General features: G+C 62.8%; 16 protein-coding genes. 3 read left to right on the plus strand and 13 right to left on the minus strand.

Annotated features, from left to right (window positions below; genetic code table 11):
- Positions 1 to 37: 37 nt before the first annotated feature.
- The 6 genes from DOM54_RS05640 to DOM54_RS05665 all read right to left on the minus strand — a co-directional run bounded on the left by DOM54_RS05640 (position 38) and on the right by DOM54_RS05665 (position 5,925).
- Positions 38 to 841: an amidohydrolase family protein gene (locus DOM54_RS05640; RefSeq protein ID WP_110715415.1), complete on the minus strand. Its 804-nt coding sequence runs from the start codon at positions 839 to 841 to the stop codon at positions 38 to 40.
- Between the two features lie 3 nt (positions 842 to 844).
- Complete coding sequence (locus tag DOM54_RS05645) at positions 845 to 2,326, minus strand: tripartite tricarboxylate transporter permease (protein WP_110715416.1); 1,482 nt, start codon at positions 2,324 to 2,326, stop codon at positions 845 to 847.
- A 27-nt stretch (positions 2,327 to 2,353) separates the two neighbouring features.
- Complete coding sequence (locus DOM54_RS05650) at positions 2,354 to 2,830, minus strand: tripartite tricarboxylate transporter TctB family protein (protein ID WP_110715417.1); 477 nt, start codon at positions 2,828 to 2,830, stop codon at positions 2,354 to 2,356.
- Positions 2,827 to 3,774, minus strand: coding sequence for a Bug family tripartite tricarboxylate transporter substrate binding protein (locus tag DOM54_RS05655; protein WP_110715418.1), 948 nt, complete (start codon positions 3,772 to 3,774; stop codon positions 2,827 to 2,829). Before DOM54_RS05655 ends, DOM54_RS05650 begins: the two co-directional genes overlap by 4 nt.
- Positions 3,775 to 4,201: 427 nt before the next feature.
- Entirely contained in the window at positions 4,202 to 4,876 is a 675-nt protein-coding gene (locus DOM54_RS05660) for an RraA family protein (protein ID WP_110715419.1), read from the minus strand.
- 56 nt (positions 4,877 to 4,932) lie between these two features.
- Entirely contained in the window at positions 4,933 to 5,925 is a 993-nt protein-coding gene (locus tag DOM54_RS05665; protein WP_240613785.1) for a hydroxyacid dehydrogenase, read from the minus strand.
- Positions 5,926 to 6,090: 165 nt separating this feature from the next.
- Between DOM54_RS05665 and DOM54_RS05670 the strand changes: the two genes are divergently transcribed.
- The gene (locus DOM54_RS05670) at positions 6,091 to 6,972 is read left to right on the plus strand and encodes a LysR family transcriptional regulator (protein WP_110715420.1); all 882 of its coding nucleotides are present in this window, start codon (positions 6,091 to 6,093) and stop codon (positions 6,970 to 6,972) included.
- 38 nt (positions 6,973 to 7,010) lie between these two features.
- On the opposite strand, the gene DOM54_RS05675 is transcribed toward DOM54_RS05670, so the two are convergent.
- The 6 genes from DOM54_RS05675 to DOM54_RS05700 form a co-directional block, all read right to left on the minus strand.
- A complete protein-coding gene (locus DOM54_RS05675; protein ID WP_110715421.1) occupies positions 7,011 to 7,955 on the minus strand; it encodes a tripartite tricarboxylate transporter substrate binding protein in 945 nt (314 codons plus the stop codon).
- Between the two features lie 66 nt (positions 7,956 to 8,021).
- Complete coding sequence (locus tag DOM54_RS05680) at positions 8,022 to 9,032, minus strand: amidohydrolase family protein (protein ID WP_110715422.1); 1,011 nt, start codon at positions 9,030 to 9,032, stop codon at positions 8,022 to 8,024.
- The gene (locus tag DOM54_RS05685; protein WP_110715423.1) at positions 9,029 to 10,540 is read right to left on the minus strand and encodes a tripartite tricarboxylate transporter permease; all 1,512 of its coding nucleotides are present in this window, start codon (positions 10,538 to 10,540) and stop codon (positions 9,029 to 9,031) included. The genes DOM54_RS05680 and DOM54_RS05685 overlap by 4 nt, the downstream gene beginning before the upstream one ends.
- Before the next feature lie 12 nt (positions 10,541 to 10,552).
- Entirely contained in the window at positions 10,553 to 11,038 is a 486-nt protein-coding gene (locus DOM54_RS05690) for a tripartite tricarboxylate transporter TctB family protein (RefSeq protein WP_162619772.1), read from the minus strand.
- Positions 11,039 to 11,171: 133 nt separating this feature from the next.
- Positions 11,172 to 12,032 (minus strand): tripartite tricarboxylate transporter substrate binding protein, encoded by an 861-nt coding sequence (locus tag DOM54_RS05695; protein WP_240613786.1) that lies wholly within the window; start codon positions 12,030 to 12,032, stop codon positions 11,172 to 11,174.
- A gap of 633 nt (positions 12,033 to 12,665) precedes the next feature.
- Complete coding sequence (locus tag DOM54_RS05700) at positions 12,666 to 13,529, minus strand: YicC/YloC family endoribonuclease (RefSeq protein WP_110715426.1); 864 nt, start codon at positions 13,527 to 13,529, stop codon at positions 12,666 to 12,668.
- A gap of 173 nt (positions 13,530 to 13,702) precedes the next feature.
- Between DOM54_RS05700 and rph the strand changes: the two genes are divergently transcribed.
- Together rph and poxB are read left to right on the plus strand one after the other, a co-directional pair.
- The gene (rph, locus tag DOM54_RS05705) at positions 13,703 to 14,425 is read left to right on the plus strand and encodes a ribonuclease PH (protein WP_110707233.1); all 723 of its coding nucleotides are present in this window, start codon (positions 13,703 to 13,705) and stop codon (positions 14,423 to 14,425) included.
- 295 nt (positions 14,426 to 14,720) lie between these two features.
- Entirely contained in the window at positions 14,721 to 16,457 is a 1,737-nt protein-coding gene (poxB, locus tag DOM54_RS05710; protein ID WP_110715427.1) for a ubiquinone-dependent pyruvate dehydrogenase, read from the plus strand.
- A 61-nt stretch (positions 16,458 to 16,518) separates the two neighbouring features.
- On the opposite strand, the gene DOM54_RS05715 is transcribed toward poxB, so the two are convergent.
- A complete protein-coding gene (locus DOM54_RS05715; RefSeq protein ID WP_110715428.1) occupies positions 16,519 to 17,127 on the minus strand; it encodes a TetR/AcrR family transcriptional regulator in 609 nt (202 codons plus the stop codon).
- Positions 17,128 to 17,267: the final 140 nt, after the last annotated feature.

The raw sequence follows: 17,267 nt of genomic DNA on the forward strand, positions 1-17,267 counted from the left end.
CGCCGCATGGGCGAGCACAGTACTTTTCAGGCAGTGCCTAGAATCGATAAAGAGCGGCAGGATTACTCGAAAAGCAGGCTTCGAATTGAGCGCTGGTCAATTCGCGCTCGAGAAATCCGATCATGGCCGAAGAGCTGGGCAGCGGTGGCGCCGTCATCACATGGGGCCAGTCGCTGCCCCAGAGACACCGTTCGGGGTAGCGCCCTGCCAGGTGATGTATCAGTTGGGCGAGATCGTCGTAGCGATCCGGGGACTGGCTGACCCGTGTCGGTGCCAGCTTGACCCAGACGCGGCCGGTGTCGAGCAGGCGGCTCAGGCCGGCGAGATGCTCGATGTCGTGTGGCGATACATGACCCAAGTGGTCGAGTACCAGGGGCTGGTCTGCCGGCAAACTGGCCATCAGTGCCTGCAGCCTGCCATAACGTGCAGGCTCGGTATTGAGCTCGACGTGCCAATCCATGGTCGCCGCCCGTCGAGCGAGCACCGGCAGCCGGTCGAGATCGTTCCGACCCAGGCGGGTCCTGTCCTGCACGCGGATAGCGCGCACGCCGGCGGCGTCAAGATCGTCGAGACCCTCGGTCTGCTCGTCGATGACCGCCACCCCCCTCAGCTCGATACCGGCCTGGGCACGCAGCGTCTCGACCAGATAGCGATTATCCGTACCATCGATGGAGGCCTGTATCAGCACCGCCCGGCCGATTCCCCGCACCATGCCCTCGGCGCGGAACGCCTCGATGCCCTTGCCGGGAGGCTGGTAGGTCGAGGAGGCGTAGGACTTGTCCCGGTCGAAGACATGAATATGGCAGTCGCATCGAAGCGGCGTCGACGAGTGGTTCGGCATGGGTCAGTTTCCTTGGCGTCGATGGCGAAGACGCTGTAACGAGGCGCCCAGCGCACAGAGCGCCGTGACACCCAGCAGCCCCAGGGCGATTGGCGAGTTCAGGAAGATATCGACGCTGCCACCGCTGGTCAGTAGTGCCTGCCGCAGGCTCTCCTCGAGAGGGGGGCCGAGGATCAGTCCGATCAGCAGCGGCGGCAGCGGGAAACCGCAGCGACGGAACAGGAAGCCGATCACACCGGCGCCGAGCATGACGCCAACGTCGAATAGCGAGTTGTTGACGGAAAATGCACCGAAGATGGCCAGAATCGCGATGGCCGGAAACAGGTGGCGAGGCTGGAGCTTGATCACGTGGACGGCGCCCTTGAACATCATCAGGCCGAACAGGACGCAGGGGATCGACAGCAGGACCAGTGCCTCGAAGATCGCGTAGACCTCGACGCCGTGGTGCTGGAACAGGAACGGCCCAGGCGTCAGCCCCTGCAGCATGAAGGCACCAAGGATGACGGCCGTGACCGCGTCTCCGGGAATGCCCAGAGAGAGCATCGGCACCAGCGCCCCGCCAGTGACGGCATTGTTGGCCGCCTCGGGAGCCGCGACCCCCTCTGGCTCGCCCTGCCCGAAGGTTTCCTTGTGTCTCGAGCGCGAACGCGCGAAGCCGTAGCTGACGAAGGCGGGTACCGTCGAGCCGATCCCGGGCAGGATGCCGACGAAGGTACCAATGAGCGATGAAATGAGCAGCGTCACCCGCATCCGCCACATCGCCAATAGCCCGACATGGCCGGAAACGCTGCCTACCTCGGCCGACGGGCGCGACTGTCGATGGCCGCCGAAGGCTTGCAACAGCACTTCCGACATCGCGAACAGGCCGATCAGGACCGGTATCAGCTGCAATCCATCCTCGGCGGCGAAACTGCCGAAGGTGAACCGGGGCAGACCCTCGATCGGATCCAGTCCCACGATGCCGGCGGTGATACCGACGAGCGTCATGAGTGCCGAATCGAGGATGGAGCCGCCGCCGAACAGCACGATGATGGCGAGCGCGAAGAGCATCAGCGCCGCCATCTGGGCGGGGCCGAAATCGAGGGCGAGGGAAGCCAGCGGTTGTGCCAGGAGCATCAGCACGAGACAGCTGAAGACATTGCCGAAGACACTGGCATAGAGCGCGATGCGCAGCGCCTCGCCCGCCTTGCCCTGACGCGCCATCGCATGGCCATCCAGTGCGGTTGCCGCCGACGACGGGGTGCCCGGTACGTTGAGCAGTATCGCCGAGATGGAGCCACCGAAGATCGCTCCCTGGTAGACCCCGAGGAGCAGGATGAGGGCGGGAATCGGCGACATCGTGAACGTCACCGGAATCAGCAACGCGATGGCCATGGTGGGCCCCAGTCCGGGGATCGCGCCGATCACGATTCCCGCGATGACGCCGACCACGGCGGCGATCACCACCCATACATCGAGCAGTGCGTAGAAAGCGTCCAGCAGCATGACGGGTTCTCTTCGAGTGGCCTGAATTCAGGGGAGCGGGAGGTTCAAGAGCTGACGGGCAGATAGCGTGACGAGCGCGGCGACAACCAGCGGCAGGACCACGCTCAGCAACAGCCGCCGCTCGCCCAGCAGCCAGGAGATCAGGATGCCGACCACCGCGGCGCTGGCGAGAAAGCCGACCAGGTTCATCGCCGCGATGGCGACGCCAATCAGCACGACCGCGAAAAGCGTCCGACTCCAGTCTCTGGTCGAACCCAGGGCGGTTTCCACAGCGTGGCGGTGGCGCCATAGCCGCAAGCCGGCCATCAGTGCCAGCAGCGAAAGGACCAGCCGAGGAAAGAAGCGGGAATCCGGGCCGCTGTCGCCGAAATCGAAGACAGTGACCTGGGAAGAGAGCGTGAACAGCCCAACCAGGGCGACGAGCAGCAGCCCTGACGTGATCAGCGTCTGCAGCCCGACGTGGCGATCGGCGTTCTCCTGAGATGACTCGATGCCGGGCTTCATTTTTTCAGCTCGCTGGCCAGTTCGCGGTAGTCGGTCAGGTTTTTCTCGATGACCGCTTCCAGGGCCTCGCCGGACATCAGCCGTACTGGCTGGTTCAGCTTCTTCATGACCTGGGCGAAGGCATCCGATGATGCAGCCTGGGTGAAGGCGTCGCGGAGCGTGTCGATGCGGTCGGCTGGCGTTTCCCGCGGTGCCATCAGCGCGACGATGGAGGGAAACTCGATATCGTGACCACTCTGCGCGAGTGTCGGAATCGAGGGGAAATCCGGATCCCGCTCGTCATCCAGCACCGCCAGCAGCCGGAGCCGCCCATCGTTGACCAGGTCGCAATAGGCGGGGACCAGTGCGATGTCGACATGATGACCGAGCAGCGCCGCCGTGGCGCTGGAGGCGCCGTCGAACGGGACATGTTGGAGATCGGCGTGGGTCTCCCGCGATAGCGCGGTGAAAGAGAGATGAGCCCCGCCCAGCGCACCGGCGGTGGCGTAGGTCAGTCGCGTGCCGTTACGCGCCGCCTCGAGCAGCTCGTCCAGGGTTCGATAAGGGCTGTCGGCGTTGATCAGCACCCCGTGGTAGGGGCCTGAGTAGTTCAATAGCGGCAGGAAGTCCTGGATCGGATCGTATCCCACGTCACGCAGCGCCGGTGTCACGAACGCGGGAGACGAGGTCGTCGCGATGAGGGTGTAGCCGTCCGGATCGGCTCGAGCGACGGAGCGCATGGCGTTGATGCCGCCGCCGCCTGGATGGTTCTCCACGACCACGGGCTGACCCAGTATCGGCTCCACGAGCTTGGCCAGTTGACGCGCCGAGATGTCCGTCGTGCCGCCAGCACCGTAAGGCACCACCAGCGTGACGGGGCGCGAGGGAAAAGGCTCGGCCCAGGCCGTCGTCGTGACGAGCAGCAGCGCCGTGGCGAGGGCAATGGTAATGCGATGAAAGAGCAAGGCATCAAACCCCTGTTGATGGTACGACACCGTCGGCCTCAGAGCCTGAGATGCGCGATGAAACGAACGAATGGCCCCGCTGCTGTATCAACAGCTGATGCGCTGAAACCTTAACGAGAGCGAGCCATTTCTAGCGGATTCGGCGCATTTTCGATAGGGGTTTCGAAGACGGTTAGTCTTGAATTCGACAAGGGATGTTAGCCAATATGGCAGGGTTGAAGCATTAGACCTTAGTTTTAAATAAAAATATTTATTTTATCAATATCAGTGGTTTGTAATTGGTCTCGACATGCCGAAGCCGGCCTTGTTTCATGAGGGATAGGCCGGCATATTTCAGCTTTCGTAGAACTTTTTCAGCGCTTATAAGCGCCGGCTGAAAGCGATATTTGTTGTCGATGACAGCCGGGGAATTCCGGTGTCCATGGTCTCAGACCATTTCACATCCCGCTGTTTTCAACGCGGTATCGACCCAAGATCGATCGTTTTCACCGGCATGAATGGCGGCCATCTGCTTCTCTTCGGCCGCCTGCTTGGCTTTGGCTGCCTCCAGTACCGTTTCGGCATCGTCGTAAGGCACGGCAAGCATGCCATCACTGTCGCCAATGATCAGGTCGCCGGGTTCAATGACCATGCCGCCCAGGTTGATCGGTGTATTGATCTCTCCGGGTCCGTTCTTGTACGGGCCACGATGCGTGACACCGGCGGCGAAGGTCGGCAGGTTGGTCTCACGGAAGCCGTCGAGGTCGCGAAGCGCACCGTTGAGAACGAACCCGGCGACTCCTTTCTTGACCGCATAAGCCAGCATCAGCTCACCCATGAGCGCATTGGTGGTATCGCCGCCAGCATCGCAGACGATGACGTCGCCGGGCTCGGCCATGTCGATGGCCTTGTGCAGCATCAGGTTGTCGCCCGGACGCGTACGGACGGTGAGCGCCACGCCGGCCAGGTTGCCGTCGCGGTGCATGGGACGCAGGTTGGAGCCACCAGCGAAGACGCGCGACATGCTGTCGCTGACCACGGCGACAGGCAGTTCTGCAAAGGCCTTGACGAGGCGCTGGTCGACACTGCGCTTACGCTGAAGAATTCTGTTTCCGACTGGCATGGTATGACTCCATTGTGAAAAAGCGCCAACGAGATGGCGTTACTGGTAGAAATCGCTCAGGAGAAGATCGACTCTGGCAATTCATTGGCCAGGCGCGCTTTGGGTAGCGCCTTTCCGGCAAGAAAATCGACAATGCCACCGACTGCCAATACGCCGACCCGGGTACCGCCTTCTTCCGTGACGCCCGCGACATGGGGGGTCAGGATGACCCGGTCGGAGTTAGCCAGTGGGCTGGTGCCCACGGGGGGTTCCTGCTCGAAGGTATCCAGGCCGGCGCCTGCGATGTGACCGCTCTCGAGCGCAGCCAGCAGTGCCTTTTCATCGATCAGGCCGCCCCGGGAGGTATTGACGATGTAGCTGTTGGGCGGCATCAACGCGAGCGTTTCGGCATTGAGCAGGTGCGCGTTATCTTTGGTCAGCGGGCAGTGCAGGCTGACGATGTCGGATTGACCGAGAAGATCCTCGATTCGGTCGGCTCGGCGCGCACCGAGGGCTTCGATAGCCTCGGCTGGGGCATAGGGGTCGTAGACGCTGATTTCCAACCCCATTTCCTTCACGATTTTTGCGACGGCGGCGGCAATGGCGCCCGCACCGACCAGTCCCAGACGCATGCCGGAAAGCTCGCGGCCCAGAAACTCGGCTTTTTCCCAACGGCCTGCCCGCATGCCGGTGTCCAGCGGCCGCAGGCGTTTGACGATGGCGAAGATCAGGGCGACCGCATGCTCCGCGACGGAGATGGCGTTGCCTCCGGCGGCACGGATGACCTGCACTCCCTGCTGGGTCGCGGCATCGATATCGATGTTGTCGACGCCCGCGCCGTGCTTGGAGACGATCTTGAGCGATTGTCCGGCCGCCATGGCCTCGGCTCCGAGCTGGCCCATGCGCGAGACGATGCCGACGGGATCGTGACGCTGGATGTACTCGACGAGTACCTCGGTCGTCGGATAGGGCGGGGTGTGGAAGATGGCGTATCCGGCGTCCTCGGCAAGTTGCCTTGCCTGGTCTGCCAAGTAGGGACCGGTGACGAGAATGGCGGGTTGCTTATCCAATGGCGTGTCTCTCTTTGTCTTATCCGACTTGTCTTGTCCGGCGGCCCGTCGCGTAGCAGGAGCCGCAAATCGATGAAACGGTCAAACCAGAATACAGGTAGTTTTTTTGTATAAAAGCGACTAATATTTTATATTAAGTGAAGTAAATCTTAATAAAGAGATGGTATGGATACTCGTCAGTTACGCACGCTGATGGCTATTGCCGAGTACGGCACCTTCGCGCGGGCCGCGCGCGAAGTGAATCTGACGCCATCGGCCGTGAGCCAGCAGATCCTCGCGCTCGAACAGGAGCTGGATACACCGCTGTTCAACCGCGAGACGCGACCCCCGAGCCTCAACCTGCATGGATTGAAGCTTCTGGAGACGGCCAAGAAAATTCTGGGACTGGTCGAGGAGACTCGGATTTCGTTGAAAGGCAGCCGGATCTCCAGCTCGCTTAGCATCGGGTCGGTTCGAACCAGCACGATCGGCCTGTTGCCACGCGCGATCGTGGCCCTGCGTCAGACCTATCCCGAGCTTCATGTCGACCTGCGCGTCGGCATGTCATCGGCGCTCCTGAGAGACATCAATGCCGGACGGCTCGATCTGGCGGTGGTTGCGGAACCGGCAAATGCTCCTCGCAATCTCTCATGGTCGCCTTTCTTGCGTGAGCCGCTAGTCGTCATCGCGCCGCCGGGAACGCCGACGATGGCAGCGGAGGAGCTGCTGGAAAGTTTGCCTTTCGTGCATTTCACCAGTGACGTCTCCCTAGCAGTGCTCATCGATAACGAGCTGACCCATCAAGGTATCAAGGTCAAGCACATCGCCGAGATCGATACCATCCCCGCCATCGTCGAGTGTGTGGCGGCCGGGCTGGGTGCCTCCGTGGTGCCGGACATCGCCGTTCGCGAGAACGGCCGTGACATGTTGAAGCTCCCCTTCGGAAAGCCCCAGATCTATCGCCAGATCGGTACCGTGCAGCGCGCCAACTCGGCCAAGTCCGAACTGTTGATCGCCATGCACAACAAGCTCGCTGAGCTTTCCGGGGAGTTCGGCGTCTTTCTTTGATCGTCTTGATCGTTTCAAGCCGCGCCAGATGCCGTGATTCACTTCCACGGCTGATGCTTCCACAAGTCCCCCGCGATATCGGACTGCCTCTCGGCCAATTCGCGGTAGTCTTCCCCCACGACGATATCCAGCGAGTTGCCCTGAGCCGTCAGTTCCTGACGAAGATCCTGATTGTCGGCCAGGTGCCTGAAGGCCGCTTCGAGGCGAGACTCGAGCGCATCGGGCAACCCCTTGGGCGCGACGAACCCGCGATAGGAACCCATCTCGACGTCGTATCCCTGCTCCTTGGCGGTCGGCACGTCCGGCGCGTAGGCCGAACGCTGGTCATCCAGCACGGCGAGAACTCGCAAATCGTCCTCGAAACCTACCGTCTGGCTCAGCGCCATGGTCCCGACTTCCACATGGCCGCCCATCAGCGTCGTCCTCGCCATGGAGGCACCCTCGAAGGGAATCAGGTTGAAGTCGACGCCGGCAGCCGCTTCCATCAATAGCGCGCTGAAGTGATCGTTGCCGCCCAGTGATGCCAGCGCCACGCTCAGGCTCCTGGGCTTGGCCTTGGCGGCCTCGATCAGCTCGTCGAGGCTGCGATAGGGCGAATTTCGACTGACGACGATGGTGTTGGGGTCGTGGACCACGTTGGCGATGTAATCGAAACTGTCGGCGTCATAAGCAGCATGGCGATCGAAGGTCAACGCCAGTGCTGCCGGCAGGTTGAACGTGCCCAGGGTGTAGCCGTCGGGCTTGGCCTTAGCGACGCTGGTGAAGCCGATCTGGCCGCCGGCACCGGGTTGGTTCTTGACCACGACGCTCGCATCGTCGCCCAATTCCTTCTCCAGGTACTTGCCCACCACGCGGGCCAGCACATCAGTGCCTCCGCCCGCCGAGTAGCCTACGATCACCGCGATCGGCTTGTCGGGGTAATCGGCGAAGGCCGTGGCGCTCAGTGCGGAGAGCAAGATCGTGGCCAGCGTTTTCTTGAACATTGTCTCTTTCCTCATAGTCGTCGGGTTATTGCGGGCGAGGTGGCGTCGCAAGGCCCTGGTCGCGGTTCACTGCCAGCCAGGGTCGAGGCCATAGGTCTCGACGGCCGTGCGCCAGAACAGGCGATCTCGATCCTCCTGCCCCAGGGGTTGGGTCAGCCGTTTGAAGGCGTTCCATAGCGCGATGTAGGAGTACATGCCCTTGTCCACGGGGAAATTGCTTTCGAACATGGCGCGATGCGAGCCGAAGGCCTCGAGGCAGGTCTCCACATAGGGCAACCAATCCGAGGCGAGCTGCGCGGAAGTCGGCGGTTCGGGGTTCAGGTGATAGGCGTTGCCGAAAACCGCCAGGCCGAACCCGCCGATCTTGATGCGGGTATTGGGCAGCGCCGCCAGACGCTGGATTCCCTGCCGCCATGCCGCGAAATCGGCGGGGGTTCTATCGCGGAACGGTCCCACCCCCAGCGGGCCGCCGCAGTGATCGATCACCACGGTGAGGTCTGGCATGGCGCGGGCCAGCGCTTCTACCTCTTGGAGCTGGGTTTGATAGACCCAGACATCCAGCGTGAGTCCCGCCCGGGCCACTTGCACGGCGCCTTCGTGGAAGGCCTTGGCACGCAGCAGGCCATCCGGTGCTGGCCGGGGGCTGGAGCGTACGACCGGATCGGGATGGTAGGCGGTGGTGTTGCGAATGCCGCGCACGCTACCGGGCGCAATGTCGCACAGCGCCTCGAGCGTGCCCCGAACCTGGCTGCCGGCCAGCAGGTCGGCGAAGGCGACGATGCCGAGAGGGTAATTCGGGGCGCCAGCGCTCCACTCGAGCACCGTCTCGACTTCGCCGAGCGGTTTGAGGGCCTCGGGCCCCGCATCGCGATACCCGGTGCGGCACTGGACGTAGAGGCTCGCGCGGACGTCGTGACCCAGGGCGATATCCGCCAGGAACTCATCGGTGCGGTAGCGGCTCTCTTCCCGGTCCCAGAGATGGTGATGCGCATCGAGGATCTTCTGGTCGGGCATCAGGATCGGTTCCCGGTGGCGGGCCAACCACGACTCCCGGATCGTCGCGTGCGGCGTTTTCATGCCGCTACCTTCTTGCTGGCCTTTCTGGCGCGCAGGCGTCGCGAGATGATTGGCGAGACGATGACCAGCAGCACCATGGCGATGAGCACCTTGGCGGTGGGGCTCGACGCCAGAATGCTCCAGTCGCCACCGCCGATCCTCAGCGCCAGGCGCAGGTTCTGCTCCGCGAAGCCGCCGAGGATCAGGCCCAGTACCACCGGCGGCAGCGGGAACTTCAGCTTGTCCATGAAGTAGCCAATGAGGCCGAAGCCCAGCATCAGATAGACATCGAACATGCGATTGTTGATCGAGTAGACGCCGATGAAGACCAGGGCAATGATGATGGCGCCGAGTAGCGGCCGTGGCAGGCGCAGTACCTGAGCGAAGCTGTTCGTCGCCAGGGCGCCGCCCAGGAAGATCAGCAGGATGGCAGCGAACAGGAACTGCCACATGAAGCCGAAGACGATCTCGGGATTGTCACGGAAAAGCATCGGCCCCGGCTGGAGGCCATGGATCAGCAATCCGCCCAGCATGACAGCGGCGACGGCGGTGCCCGGAATGCCCAGTGTCAGGGCCGGGATCAGCGCGGCAGCGGTGTCGGCATTGTTCGACGTTTCAGACGCCGCGACACCTTCAGGCTCGCCCTTGCCCCAGTCTTCCGGATTCTTGGAGGCACGCCGCGCTTCGTTGTAGCTGAGGAAGGCGGCCATCGATCCGCCGGCCCCCGGCAGGATGCCGACGAAGACCCCGATCACCGACGAGCGCAGCCAGGTCTTCCAATACTTCAACATGCTGGGTATCGCTTTCCAGATGCTGGTCGTATTGAGGCGCCCGGTGTTCTGGGTGTCGAAGTCACGAACTTCTTCGAGCAGTCCGATCGCCGGTGGCAGTGCGTAGAGACCCACCAGCAGAACGACGATGTTGATGCCATCCAGCAGCTCGAGATGGCCGAAGGTGTAACGCTCGTAGCCAGTGATCGTATCGACGCCGATCAGGGAGACGAACACACCGAAAGCGGCGCTGATCAGCCCTTTGATGATGTCGCCGCCGAGCAGGAACACGATCGCCGACATGCCGAACACGGCGACCCAGAAGATCTCGGTCGGCCCGAACAGGAGCGTCACCTTGGCCAGCGGCGGCGCCAGCAGCATCAGAACCAGCGCCGAGGCGATACCGCCCAGTGCCGAGGAGACTACCGCCACCTGCAGGGCATAGCCGCCGCGCCCTTGTTGCGCCATCGGGTAGCCGTCGAAGCTCGTGGCGACGGCCGCCGGAGTGCCGGGGATGCGCAACAGTACGGCAGGAATCGATCCGCCATACATGGCACCGTTGTAGATGCCGGCCATCATGCCGAGCGCGACTAGCGGGTCCATGCCGAAGGTGAACGGAATGAGCACCGAAATCGCCATGGTGGCGCTGAGGCCTGGCAAGGCGCCGACACAGATGCCGGCGATCACGCCGATCACGACTGCAAAGATGTTGCCTAGGGACAGCACTGCCGGCAGTGCGTCGATGAGATTGCCGTACATGGGATGCCCTCGCTAGCGGAGAAAGAATTCGATGGGGAGTTCTTGGCCCATCAACAGCACGAAGATGATCGCGATGCCGCCGGTGAAGATCAGATCGGCGAGTAGCAATCCCTTCAGGCTGCGATAACCGAAACACCAGGCCACCACGGGTATCATCACGGCGGTCGTGGTATAGAAACCGAGCAGGGCGACGCCCACGACGTAGAGGACGATGGACGCTGCGATTCCAAGGAAACGGCGGGCGTTATCGAAGACCTGTATGGGCACGTAGGTCTCGCCTTGCCGCTTGAGGCGGATCAAGCAGCGAGCGATCAAGAAGATGCCGAGTAAAACGAGTAGCGACAGCATCGAGACCGGTAGTAACGCCGTCATCGCCGGCATCCCGGCGGTCCGCAGGAGCAGGGCGCCAGCTGCCAGGACGATGACGATGCCGGCGATCAGGTCCGGATCGAGGCGGCGCGAACGAGGGGACGATGGGGCGTTGGACTCGTGATTCATGGTCTGTCTCATCAATGGAGGGACGAGGGGCCGACGTGCCTCGCCGTTGGCGCGAGCCGACTACTACGACTCTCTCGGGGCGAGAGTCGCAGGGTTCATTACTGAGGTGTCGGATAGCGCGGGCGAGTGACGCTTACTTCCAGGGCTGGGTTTCCCAGATCTGCTTGGCGAGCTCCAGCTGTTCGGCGTTGAGCGCCTCGAAGTCGTCACCCAGTGCAAGTTCGGTGGGATTGCCCGACTTGCGCATCGCGGTCTGAAAGTCCGGGTCGTCGTAGGTCTGCTGGAATGCGGCGAGCAGCTTTGACTCGACATCGTCGGGCAGGCCGGCCGGCGCGACGAAGCCGCGCAGGGAGCCATTGACCAGGTCGTAACCCTGCTCCTGGAAGGTCGGGATATCCTCGGCCATGTTGGAGCGCTCTTTCGAGGCAATCCCCAGAACGTTCAACTCGTCGCGAAAATTGACCACTTCGGAGACGTTGATGATACCCATCGTCACGTGGCCCCCCATCAGCGCGCTGCGTGCCGGCGCCGAGCCCGAGAAGGGCACGGTGATGTAGTCGGCGCCCGTCGCGCTGGAGAGCTTCTGCAGGAAGAAATGATCGTCGCCGCCGAGGCTGGACATCGCGACCGTCACCGCGCCCGAGCGTGCCTTGGCAGCCTCGACGAGCTTGTCCATGGTGTCGATGTCACTACTTTTTGGCGTCACGATCACATTGGGATCGTTAACGATGTTGGCGAGATAGGTGAAGCTGTCAGCGTCGTAATCCGCATTGCGGTCGAGCGTTCGTGCCATCGCCCCCGGCAGATTGTAGGTGCCGATCGTATAGCCATCCGGATCGGCTTCGGCCACGGCCGTGATGCCGATCTGTCCGCTGGCACCGGGCATGTTCTTGACGACCACGGACACGCCGTTACCCAGGTACTTCTCCAGATAAGGGGCGATATTTCTGGCCATGACGTCGGTGCCGCCACCCGCGGCAAAGCCGACGATCATGTCGATTTTCTTTTCAGGATATTCTGCCAGTGCGCTCGTGGTAGTGATGCATGAAACGATAAGCGCTGCCGCGACCGAAAGCGATTTGAATCCCATTCTTGTGCCCTCAAGACTCTCAATTCGTCCGGCCAGTTAAGGGCACATCAAAGGGGGGCTAAAGCGAATATTTTTATTGGGCGTGGTTAATTTTTTTTCACACGGAGGATTAGGGTCGTAAATTAAGACTTTGGTCTAAATTTTTGCAGATTTTCTTAACTGATGTCCGGAGTTGTGTCAATCAGACTAATGATGTGGCGAGTTCGTCCGCTACGCGGGGTGTCGAGAGTGCCAGATGCTTCGAATATCTAAATTGTCAGGTTGACGACATGTCGTCTGGCAGGCGGGGTGTGATCCGGGGCCAGACAGTTCGTGTTCTCTCGGGATGTCGATAGTTCAGGGCCGACGGGTAATGCCCCTGCGCTTTTATCGAGCACATTGTGGCAGCATGTCAGAGGCGGTGAGAATATAAACAGCACAAGGTTTTTTTGAGTGGCCACTATATGGCTCCCCTGCTGGAGGATTGACTCGACCCGCTGTGGAAGTCTCTCACACGCCTTTTTATACAATGTTGCCTCGTACCATTGCGGTGAATGCTCACTCCAGGTTCTGAATCTGCTCGCGCATCTGCTCGATCAGCACCTTCAGTTCCACCGCGCAGCGAGTGGTATCGGCAACGATGGCCTTGGAGGAGAGGGTGTTGGCTTCGCGATTGAGTTCCTGCATCAGAAAGTCGAGGCGCCGTCCGACCGGCCCTTTCTGTTTCAACTGGCGTTCCACTTCGGTGACGTGGGTTTCCAGTCGGTCGAGCTCTTCGGCGACGTCTGCCTTGTGGGCCAGCATCACCATTTCCGCTTCCAGCCGCTGCGGGTCGAGTTCGGTCTTGGCGGTTTCCAGCCGCTCCAGTAGCTGCGCGCGCTGACGCTCGAGAATCGCCGGCAGGTGCTCGCGCACGGTCGCCACCTGTTCGCGGATGCCGTTCAGGCGCTCGCGAATCAGTTCCGCCAGGCGCTCTCCCTCGCGGACGCGGCCGGCATCCAGGTCCTTGAGCGCGGCGTCGAACAGCTCGAGCCCGGCGGCTTTGACCTGAGCGATATCCAGGCGCTGGGTGGCCATCACGCCGGGGTGGGCGAGCAGCTCAAGCGCGTTGGGCATCGGCGCTTCCGGAAGCTGGGCGCGAACCTGCTCCAGCGCGTGGGAGAGTGCGGCGAGCTGATCGGCGTTGATCCCGGGGGCGGCGCTATCCTCGACGGGATCGAAACGCAGCGAGCACTCCACCTTGCCGCGGGCGAGGCGCTGGCGCATGGCGTCGCGAAAGTGCGGTTCGAGATCGCGCAGCGCGTCGGGAAGGCGAAAATGCGGTTCCAGATAGCGCTGATTCACCGAGCGCAGTTCTAGCTGCAGGCTGCCCCAGTCGGCATCACGGGTCTGGCGTGAGAAGGCGGTCATGCTGTGGGGCATGGGAATTCCTTGAATCGTCGAGCTGATCGCTCGAGTGTAACCCATCCGTGAAGCCGTTGGCCGCCGCTCGCCAGCGGTGAATGTGCAGCCGAGCCGTGTAGAATGGCCAGCCTGCTGTGAAGCGTCGAAGGCATGGCGCTTCTGTCATTGATGTTTTGGATCGAGAGGCTTTCATGCGCCCGAGTGGACGACAACCCGATCAGCCCCGCGAGGTCACGCTGACCCGCGGTTTTACCCGTCACGCCGAAGGCTCGGTGCTGGTGAGCTTCGGGGATACCCAGGTGCTGTGCAACGCCAGCGTCGAAGCCGGTGTGCCACGCTGGTTGCGTGGCAAGAACCAGGGCTGGGTGACCGCCGAGTACGGCATGCTGCCGCGGGCGACGCATACCCGCGGTGGCCGCGAGGCGGCGCGAGGCAAGCAGGGTGGGCGTACGCTGGAAATCCAGCGCCTGATCGGCCGCAGCTTGCGCGCGGCGGTGGACCTGAAGAAGCTCGGCGAGTTCACCATCACGGTCGACTGCGACGTGCTGCAGGCCGATGGCGGCACCCGTACCGCCTCGATCACCGGGGCCTGCGTGGCGCTGATCGAGGCGCTGCAGTACATGCAGCGCAAGAAGATGATCAAGACCGATCCGTTCCGTCAGCTGGTCAGCTCGATCTCGGTGGGCGTCTACAAGGGCACCCCGGTGCTCGATCTGGACTATCCGGAAGACAGCGCCGCCGATACCGACATGAACGTGGTGATGACCGAAGACGGCAAGCTGATCGAGGTGCAGGGTACGGCGGAGGCCGAAGCGTTTTCCCGCGCCGAGCTCAACAACATGCTCGACCTGGCCGAGAGCGGCTGCCAGGCCCTGTTTGCCAAGCAGCATGAAGCGCTGGGGATTCGCCGCTGATTCGATGCCGTGATGGTGGCCGCGTGGGCCGCCATCCTGGGTTCTCTCCTACTGCCTCCGATTCTCTCGTCTCTATTTTGCGGTTCTCTCCCTTAGGGGTTTCGACTTCCGGCTTACGGACTGGTTTCCGTCGCTCGGCGGGCTCGGGCCCGGCGGCAGGGCTCGGTATTTCTACTAGACTAAAGTCTAAGCGCTTGGGCCTCGGCTTTGAGGCCTCAGTGGCTGTTCTCTTCAGTCATCGGGGCTGCCCGGCATCTGATCTCGCCGGGAGTCCAGTCAACCCAGGGAGACACTCGTGGCCGAACCGAATATTGCGGATCTCATCATCGAGACGCTGGACCGCGCCGGCGTGCGCAACATCTGGGGGCTGCCGGGCGACTCGCTCAATGGCCTGACCGAGAGCCTGCGACGCCAGGACCGGATTCTCTGGCGCGGCGTGCGTCACGAGGAGGTGGCGGCACTCGCGGCCAGCGCCGAGGCCGATGCCACCAAGCGTCTGTCGGTCTGCGCCGGCTCCTGCGGCCCGGGCAATCTGCATCTGATCAACGGTCTGTACGAGGCCCAACGCGCCAACGTGCCGATGCTGGCGATCGCCGCGCAGATCCCGTCCAGCGAGATCGGCCTGGGCTATTTCCAGGAGACGCATCCCGAAAACCTGTTCCGCGAGTGCAGCGACTACTGCGAGCTGGTGTCGTCGCCGGCGCAGATGCCGCGGGTGCTGGAGACCGCCATGAACGTGGCGATCACCCAGCGCAGCGTGGCGGTGATCGTGATACCGGGAGACATCGCGCTGCAGCCGGCACCGGTCAAGGCCTCGAGCTGGTCCGATCCGGTGCGCGCCGTGCCGGTGCCGCCCGCGCCTGCGCTCGATGAGTTGGCCGAATTGATCAATGGCCAGGAGCGTGTGGCGATTCTCGGCGGCCACGGCTGCGACGGCTATCACGATCAGGTCGTCGCCCTGGCCGAACGGCTGAAGGCACCGGTCGTCCATGCGCTGCGCGGCAAGCAGTCGCTGGAGTATGACAATCCCTATGACGTCGGCATGACCGGGCTGATCGGTTTCAGCTCCGGCTATCACGCGCTCAAGGATTGCGACTTCCTGCTGATGCTGGGAACCAACTTTCCCTATCGTGACTTCTTCCCCGAGCACGGCAGGATCGTCCAGATCGACGAGCGTGGCCCCCACCTGGGCCGGCGCAGCCCGTTGCTGAAGGGACTGGTGGGCGATATCGGCGCGACCCTCGAGGCGCTGCTGCCGCGTCTGACCGAGAAGACCGATCGGGATTTCCTCGACGATGCCCAGAAGGACTACCGCAAGGCGCGCAAGGGGCTCGACGATCTCGCCACCCCGCGAGGCAGCGGCGAGCCACTGCATCCGCAATATCTGACCGCGCGAGTGAGCGAGCTGGCCACTGGCGATGCCGTGTTCACCTGCGACGTCGGCACGCCGACGGTGTGGGCGGCGCGCTATCTGGCCATGAACGGCCAGCGAAGGCTGACCGGCTCGTTCATGCACGGTTCGATGGCCACCGCGGTACCCCAGGCGATGGGTTGGCAGGCGACCTTCCCCGAGCGCCAGGTGGTGGCGCTGGCCGGCGATGGTGGTGTCAGTATGCTGATGGGGGATCTGATCACGCTGGTCGAGCATCAACTGCCGGTGAAGATCGTGGTCTACAACAACCACACGCTGGGCTTCGTGGCGATGGAGATGAAAGCGGCGGGCTTCGTCGACGAAGTCACCAACCTGCCGGCGGCGGATTTCGCCAAGGTCGCCGAGTCGCTGGGCATGTTCAGCGTCCGTGTCGAATCCTCCGACGCCATCGACGATGCGTTGCGCGAGGCGTTCGCGCATGATGGCCCGGCGCTGGTCGACGTGCGCACCGCCAAGCAGGAGCTGTCGATTCCGCCGCGTATCCAGGCCGAGCAGGCCAAGGGCTTCAGCCTCTACACCATGCGCGCGGTGATGAGCGGTCGCGGCGACGAAGTGGTCGATCTGGCCAAGACCAACTGGCCGTGGCGGCGCAAGAAGTAGACGACGACCGCGATGACGTCGTCGACCGGCCCTCTCGCCGGTGGGTGACGGTGATCTCCGATCAGCTCGGGCTGGTGGAAGGGGCGAGCGCCAATAGCCCCGAGGCCAACTGGCGGAAAGCGTCGGTGGCCCTGTCCAGCACGTCGGCATCGTCGCTGGCGGCGACCCAGAGCGCGGCGTTGAGCGCCGCGCCATTGATCAGCCGGGCGGCGGCTTCCACGTCCACCGGCTTGACGACTCCTTCCCTGCTCAACGCCTCCAGCGTCGTCATCGTCGCCAGCAGGCAGCGGTTCTGGCTCGGCCACTGGGAGGGATCGCCCAGCACCGCCGGGCCATCCAGCAGCACGATGCGCTGGATCTCCGGATCGCGCGCCAGCTCGATGTAGGCGCCGCCCTCCGCCAGCAGTCCCTCCCAGGCGTTCGCATGGCGCTGCCCGATCTCATGGGCGCGGGCGGCCATCTCGCTATCGAGCCGGTCGACCACGGCGGCGAGCAGACCCCGCTTGTCACCGAAATGATGATAGAGCGCGCCTCGGGTCAAGCCGGCACGGGCGGTGAGCTCGTCCATCGAGGCACCGGCGTAGCCCTTCTCGGCGAAGGCCGCTCGCGCGGCATCGATCAACTTGGCGCGGGTCTCTTCCAGCATCTCGGCGCGACGGCGTCGGGCCATGGTGTCTCCTGTCTTCAAAGCGGAATTCACGCCGCGGAGAGTATCGCAGCGCAAAAATAAATGACATACGCCGCGTATATTGATTTGACATACGCTTCGTATGTGTCATTAATATACGCTCCGTATGTCAATATCCTGAC

Origin of the sequence: Salinicola acroporae (assembly GCF_003206615.1) — a bacterium.
In the GTDB taxonomy this organism is placed as follows: domain Bacteria; phylum Pseudomonadota; class Gammaproteobacteria; order Pseudomonadales; family Halomonadaceae; genus Salinicola; species Salinicola acroporae.

What these genes read in the sequence shown, in the direction of transcription:
- DOM54_RS05640 (WP_110715415.1), bottom strand. Translation starts at nt 841, where the DNA reads ATGCCGAACCACTCGTCGACGCCGCTTCGATGCGACTGCCATATTCAT.
- DOM54_RS05645 (WP_110715416.1), bottom strand. Translation starts at nt 2,326, where the DNA reads ATGCTGCTGGACGCTTTCTACGCACTGCTCGATGTATGGGTGGTGATC.
- DOM54_RS05650 (WP_110715417.1), bottom strand. Translation starts at nt 2,830, where the DNA reads ATGAAGCCCGGCATCGAGTCATCTCAGGAGAACGCCGATCGCCACGTC.
- DOM54_RS05660 (WP_110715419.1), bottom strand. Translation starts at nt 4,876, where the DNA reads ATGCCAGTCGGAAACAGAATTCTTCAGCGTAAGCGCAGTGTCGACCAG.
- DOM54_RS05670 (WP_110715420.1), top strand. Translation starts at nt 6,091, where the DNA reads ATGGATACTCGTCAGTTACGCACGCTGATGGCTATTGCCGAGTACGGC.
- DOM54_RS05675 (WP_110715421.1), bottom strand. Translation starts at nt 7,955, where the DNA reads ATGTTCAAGAAAACGCTGGCCACGATCTTGCTCTCCGCACTGAGCGCC.
- DOM54_RS05680 (WP_110715422.1), bottom strand. Translation starts at nt 9,032, where the DNA reads ATGAAAACGCCGCACGCGACGATCCGGGAGTCGTGGTTGGCCCGCCAC.
- DOM54_RS05685 (WP_110715423.1), bottom strand. Translation starts at nt 10,540, where the DNA reads ATGTACGGCAATCTCATCGACGCACTGCCGGCAGTGCTGTCCCTAGGC.
- DOM54_RS05690 (WP_162619772.1), bottom strand. Translation starts at nt 11,038, where the DNA reads ATGAATCACGAGTCCAACGCCCCATCGTCCCCTCGTTCGCGCCGCCTC.
- DOM54_RS05695 (WP_240613786.1), bottom strand. Translation starts at nt 12,032, where the DNA reads ATGATCGTCGGCTTTGCCGCGGGTGGCGGCACCGACGTCATGGCCAGA.
- DOM54_RS05700 (WP_110715426.1), bottom strand. Translation starts at nt 13,529, where the DNA reads ATGCCCCACAGCATGACCGCCTTCTCACGCCAGACCCGTGATGCCGAC.
- rph (WP_110707233.1), top strand. Translation starts at nt 13,703, where the DNA reads ATGCGCCCGAGTGGACGACAACCCGATCAGCCCCGCGAGGTCACGCTG.
- DOM54_RS05715 (WP_110715428.1), bottom strand. Translation starts at nt 17,127, where the DNA reads ATGGCCCGACGCCGTCGCGCCGAGATGCTGGAAGAGACCCGCGCCAAG.